General features: G+C 36.0%; 3 protein-coding genes and 1 tRNA gene. 2 read left to right on the plus strand and 2 right to left on the minus strand.

The features are described from left to right. Positions 1-209: 209 nt before the first annotated feature. Positions 210-1,760 carry a type I restriction enzyme endonuclease domain-containing protein gene (locus AC805_RS02085; RefSeq protein WP_197278605.1) on the plus strand — a complete coding sequence of 517 codons (1,551 nt, stop codon included), beginning with the start codon at positions 210-212 and terminating at the stop codon, positions 1,758-1,760. A 242-nt stretch (positions 1,761-2,002) separates the two neighbouring features. Here AC805_RS02085 and AC805_RS02090 read toward each other — a convergent pair whose 3' ends face one another. Beyond that, the gene (locus AC805_RS02090; protein ID WP_055073888.1) at positions 2,003-3,154 is read right to left on the minus strand and encodes a VapE domain-containing protein; all 1,152 of its coding nucleotides are present in this window, start codon (positions 3,152-3,154) and stop codon (positions 2,003-2,005) included. Between the two features lie 477 nt (positions 3,155-3,631). Then, the gene (locus AC805_RS02095; protein ID WP_072143495.1) at positions 3,632-4,780 is read right to left on the minus strand and encodes a site-specific integrase; all 1,149 of its coding nucleotides are present in this window, start codon (positions 4,778-4,780) and stop codon (positions 3,632-3,634) included. 199 nt (positions 4,781-4,979) lie between these two features. On the opposite strand from AC805_RS02095, the gene AC805_RS02100 reads away from it, so the two are divergent. After that, positions 4,980-5,052 (plus strand) — tRNA-Val (locus tag AC805_RS02100). Positions 5,053-5,369: the final 317 nt, after the last annotated feature.

Here is a 5,369-nt window from a genome sequence, read left to right on the forward strand (position 1 = left end):
AAGAACTAATTAGATAGTCACTATAAAGATCTAACATGTTCATCTTCATGTTTTTATCTTCTTTCCTCATCTTAGCTTGGTTTCGGCAAAGCAATTACTCTCAAACCTACTTCCAGTATACATTCTCAGTCATTTTTTTTGGGCGCTTTCTATCTGCGTAAGGTGAGTTAGTAACCCATTTCTTAGGTAGAGGCTATCAAGGCAAAGCGATGTTTATCGCCATAGACCGCTTTACAGCCGTAAAGATGTACAACAAGGTTAAATACCACTGGCAAGTATATCTAGACGACCTTAAAGCCCAATTAGCTCAACCAAACATCAGCGAGTTTGAGATTAAGAAACTCTCGAAACAAATTCGCTATGTTGAAGAAACTGATATGGCAGTAATCATATCGCAATCTCAAGGTGAAGTAGAAGCTTTTCAGAAAAAAGGTTTAGAACTCACACCTCACAGAAAAAGAATTGTTAGTGACTCTCCAACTTTAGAAGAAAAATTCAAGGATGCAAACAATCCACTAAGAATAGTTTTTGTCTGTGCGATGTGGATTACAGGTTTTGATGTGCCTAACTGCTCCACAATCTATCTTGACAAGCCAATGCGTAATCATACGCTCATGCAGACCATTGCCAGAGCTAATCGAGTCTATGAGGGCAAAGTCAACGGCTTGATAGTTGATTACATTGGTGTGTTTCGAGACTTGCAAAATGCACTAGCTATTTATGGCTCTAACGCTGGTGGAGGTATCGATGATGGTGATACACCAGTAAAGGACAAATCAGCCCTAGTAGAGCAGCTTAGAGGCGCAATTGCTGAAGCATTAGAATTTTGTAAGTCTAAAAACATTGACCTCATCAAGCTAGACACAACTCAAGACCCATTTAGCAGAACAAAACTATGGGATGAAGCCGTAGAAGCTTTAGCGGATGAAGAATCAAAGCGTAACTACTTTTCTTTAGTTAACACCGTTAATAGCTTATACAAAGCTGTTTTGCCAGATACAGCCGCAAATGAATTTGCTAACACTAGATTTTTGCTAGACAGGCTAGCCGAAAAAATCCGTCAAGACATCGAAGAGATAGATATATCTGAGGTACTCGAAGAAATTGATGAACTGCTAGACGATTCTATTATGGCTGGTGAGTTTATTATTCACGGTCAGAATCCCATAATTGATATTACCAGAATTGACTTTAGGCTTGATGTTGAAGCCCTAATGAAAAAATTTAGCTCTGGATACAAACAAACTGCTATCGAAAAGCTCAAGGGCAATATTAGCCAAAACCTTAAGCAGATGGTTCAAGTGAACAGAACTCGTATGAACTATCTAGAAAAATTCCAGAAAATGATAGACGAATACAACTCAGGCTCTCGTAACCAAGAAATATTTTTTAGAGAGTTACTTAAATTCCATGATGAACTAAATGTGGAAGATAGGAGAAAACTAGCAGAAAACCTAACCGATGAAGAGTTAGTTATCTTTGACTTGCTGACTAAGCCTGAGCTTGAGCTAACTAATCAAGAAAGGCAAGATGTTAAAGATGTAGCTAAGGAATTATTAGAAACACTCAAACAAGATAAATTAGTCCTAGATTGGCGCAAACGTCAGCAAAGCAAAGCAGAAGTTGATATAACTATCAAAGACATTCTAGATAAGCTTCCTAGACGTTACACTATGGAAATCTACGAGCAAAAATGTCAAGAGGTTTATCAACATATCTACGAGTCATACTCTGGAACAGGGAATAGCATTTATAGCTGATTCTAAAATGTAATTGTTCTCAAGAATCCTCACTACCGTTCGGGCGGAAGAAAAGAGAAGTGTTAATCAGCTTTGATATTTATCGACCGACTAATTATGTGTAACTGCAATTATGTAACTACAAATTTTACAAATATTTATCTTGTAAACATGTTTATAAAAATATGGTTACATAGTTACAAACAGGCTAAAATCCTTATAAATAGATAGTTTTAGCCTGTAACTCAGATTTAACTTTTATACTAATTAGTTACATAAGACAAATCTTTCATTGGTAGAAAATATTTGCCTGACTTACCATCAACTCTAGTAGAGGTTTTAGGCTTAGGGAAACCAAGAGTATCTAAAATACTAGTAACTCTAGCTTCATCTGAACGTTTCCAAGTCTTCGCGGGTATATTAAGACACTTAGTTAGTACATCACCCAATGTAAAAGGTGTAGTTTGTGATAAAGTCCACTCACTTATTTTTTCTTTCCACATATCCTCTAGCAAGTTTTTACTATTGTTGAGTGAATCACTCTTATTTTGCTCATCATCATCTAAGTAAGTTGAAAAATTGTTTTTGTATGCCTTAAATGCTGCTGCCCAAATCAAATCACGATTTGTCCGTACCCAATTAATATCAATCTTTTGGTGAATTTCAGTCACCCAAAATCTTCTATTACCTGTTGTATCAACTAAAAACTTGTCTCGATTGGTTGAACCTACAAGAATAAATTGACGCGGTATATCAATAGGATTTTTTGCATACGGTTTTCGATAACTATCAACAGTTTTTGTGATAAATGCTTTCAACTTACCCATTGCATGGGGCTTTATAGTCTCCTCACATTCTCCTAATTCAATTAGCCACTTACTATGACATACCATTAATTCATCAGCATTGTAATTAATGAGATTGATAGTTGTAAACCAATTGATACTAGCTAATTCTCTAAAAAAGGAAGTCTTGAAAAAGCCTTGCTTGCCCTTAAGTATAAGTACAGTGTCGTGTTGACTTCCAAGTTCATAGACTCGCTTAACTGCTCCAACTAACGTCATCGCTACATATTTTGCTTCTAGTGAATCTGAGTCGATGTGCAGAGCATTTGTATTCAAGTCTCTGAATACTTCTAGATAATCTACTTTTTTATGCCTCTTAGCGCATTTATCTAAATAGTCTTTTACAGGCGAAAAACAATGCTTCTCAGCCTCTTGCAAGGCTATCTCATAAATATATTTATCATTTTTGAGAAGACGATTCTTTTTCTGCATGACTTCGCTTCTTAGTCTTGCAACTTCAAATATTTGTGTATCAAGATAGATGTCTCTTGTAGATGTATTAAAGCTAAGTCTATTGCTAAAATCAGATGTGATGATATCGCTAGTCAAACAATAATCTTCATTACTCATAAATTTTCCTATATAGTTTTCATGTTCTTTTTCGCACAAAAAAAAGCCGTGTTTTGTGAGGCTACGAATAACTTTGTAAAGCTCTGAGACTAAAAAATATACAGATATCTGGACTTTCTCAATTCAAATCTTTAGATAATTGAAGCACTTACAAAATAGGCTTTTTCTATTGGAAAAAATCTAGAATACTAACCTATCAAACATAATATAGAAGTTACATCTACTAATAGAAATATTCTTTTCTGTATATCTACGATTGGCTTGGACATACATATTTGGGATTACTTCTTTTGATAGATTAGATAGTTTTGACTCACATATACATAATACAACACATAATATTTTGGAGTAGTCATATTTTTATTTGAAGTTGGCAAATAATCCCAGTCTCAAATAATTTTGCTGCTAATATTTTTTACTCTTTCTGTACTCTCTATCTCTAGATATAGAAGAAGAAAATACAGAAAAAGCAAAGTCTTAAAGATTAATTTCTGGCAATATCGGTCTATGAATAACATGACCATAGGTTTTAGAAACCATATTTGTATCGCTATGTCCTAGAAGATAGGCTACATGAGTAATAGGCATATTAGCCTCTAAAGCCATTGATGCGAGTGTATGTCTAGTTGTATAAGGCTTACGGTACTCAATGTTTAGCCCCGCTAAAACGACCCTCCACTGTCTGCTTGTAAAGTTATTGTCATCAATTGCATTCTGATTTGGAGAAGTAAAAACCAAGTCATCAGATTTAAGATTGCGACATCTAATCTCAAGCATCTCAAACAATCTATCAGTCATACTCAAGTAGCGAATTGACCCTGTTTTTGTTTCTTTTCTGACACGATGTTTACTAGCGGTTTGTCCTTTGTCACCTCTAGCTAATACCGAGCAAATCACAATCTCTTTTCTGCTGAAATCTACATCTTTAGCTTGAAGTCCAATAGCTTCTGAAGGTCTAACACCAGTCAGAAAAAGAAATTCAACATAATCAGCATAAAAACTATGCTTGTAAGCTGATGACTTTGGACAAAACTGATTACTACGAAAAGCGTTAACTATTGCCTTTACTTCTTCATGATTGAAAGGCTTGATTTGCTGTTTAACTACTTTTCTACGCTTTAATCTTGAAAATGGGTTAGAGGACACAAGTTTTTCAGATATTGCCCAATTCAAACAAGATATCAAATAACTTAATGAGTCATTCCAGATTCTAGGACATAGACTCTCAATCGCTTCATACCAAGATGTATCACTAGCTATAGGATTTTCTTTTTCAATGTAGCGCCTAATTCTGGAGTAGTGAGAACCAAGTGTTCTAGGCGGTAAGCATAAACTGCTAACCCATTTATCCCAAATAGGAAGTAAGAGTTCCTTACTTGGTTTCACAGTATTAGGACTTGAAGTAACAGTTACTTGCTTTAGTCTGTATTTGTTTAGAGTAGGGTCAAAGTTACCAGACGCAATATCTAGCTCAATCTGTCTAGCTTTTTGTTCGGCTACCTTCATGTTCACGCTTGTATGTGGCAAGCCTAAAGCTAAGCAGTATCTTTTTGACTCGCAAGACCATCTCAAGCGGAGACGGTTATTGTTTTCTTCTACAGCTACACTGCCTTTCTGGGTTTTCATCGTACCAATTCCGTACCAATAGTTAGGTTTTGGTTTGGTTTTGGACACGAAAAAAGTTAGAGAAGCGTGAGACAATATGAAATCTAACTGAGGTTAAAAATTGACTCTACAACGTTTATTGCTTTGAAACCCTTGCTCTACATAGCTTTTTTGACTGTTATATTTAGTAAAGTCAAAAAATTGGCTAAACAATAAAAAAGGGCGCTTAGCTCAGTTGGTAGAGCGTCTCGTTTACACCGAGAATGTCGGGGGTTCGAGTCCCTCAGCGCCCATTTTAAAAAAAGAGTCTCGCATTGCGAGACTCTTTTTTTGCATACATGCCATAATCTCACTGGTGAAACTCTGGGTTTACATGGATTTAAGCGCACAAAAAGAGAAATTTAGCGATGCTTACTTAATGGCGATCGCAGCTGCAGTAGGATCAGGGCAACCGCATAAAAAATCAAAGGGAAAGGAGATGGTTTAGATAAGCCAGATCCCAAGCCGCCTTATTACGTTTCGCCCGCATACTGAACTTAGAAGACTTATCGCGACTTAAGAGATTAAGAGCAAAGTGTCGCAAGACAGCCATATTTTCAGGAGAATGATC

Source organism: Pseudanabaena sp. 'Roaring Creek' (genome assembly GCF_001402795.1).
Lineage (GTDB): Bacteria > Cyanobacteriota > Cyanobacteriia > Pseudanabaenales > Pseudanabaenaceae > Pseudanabaena.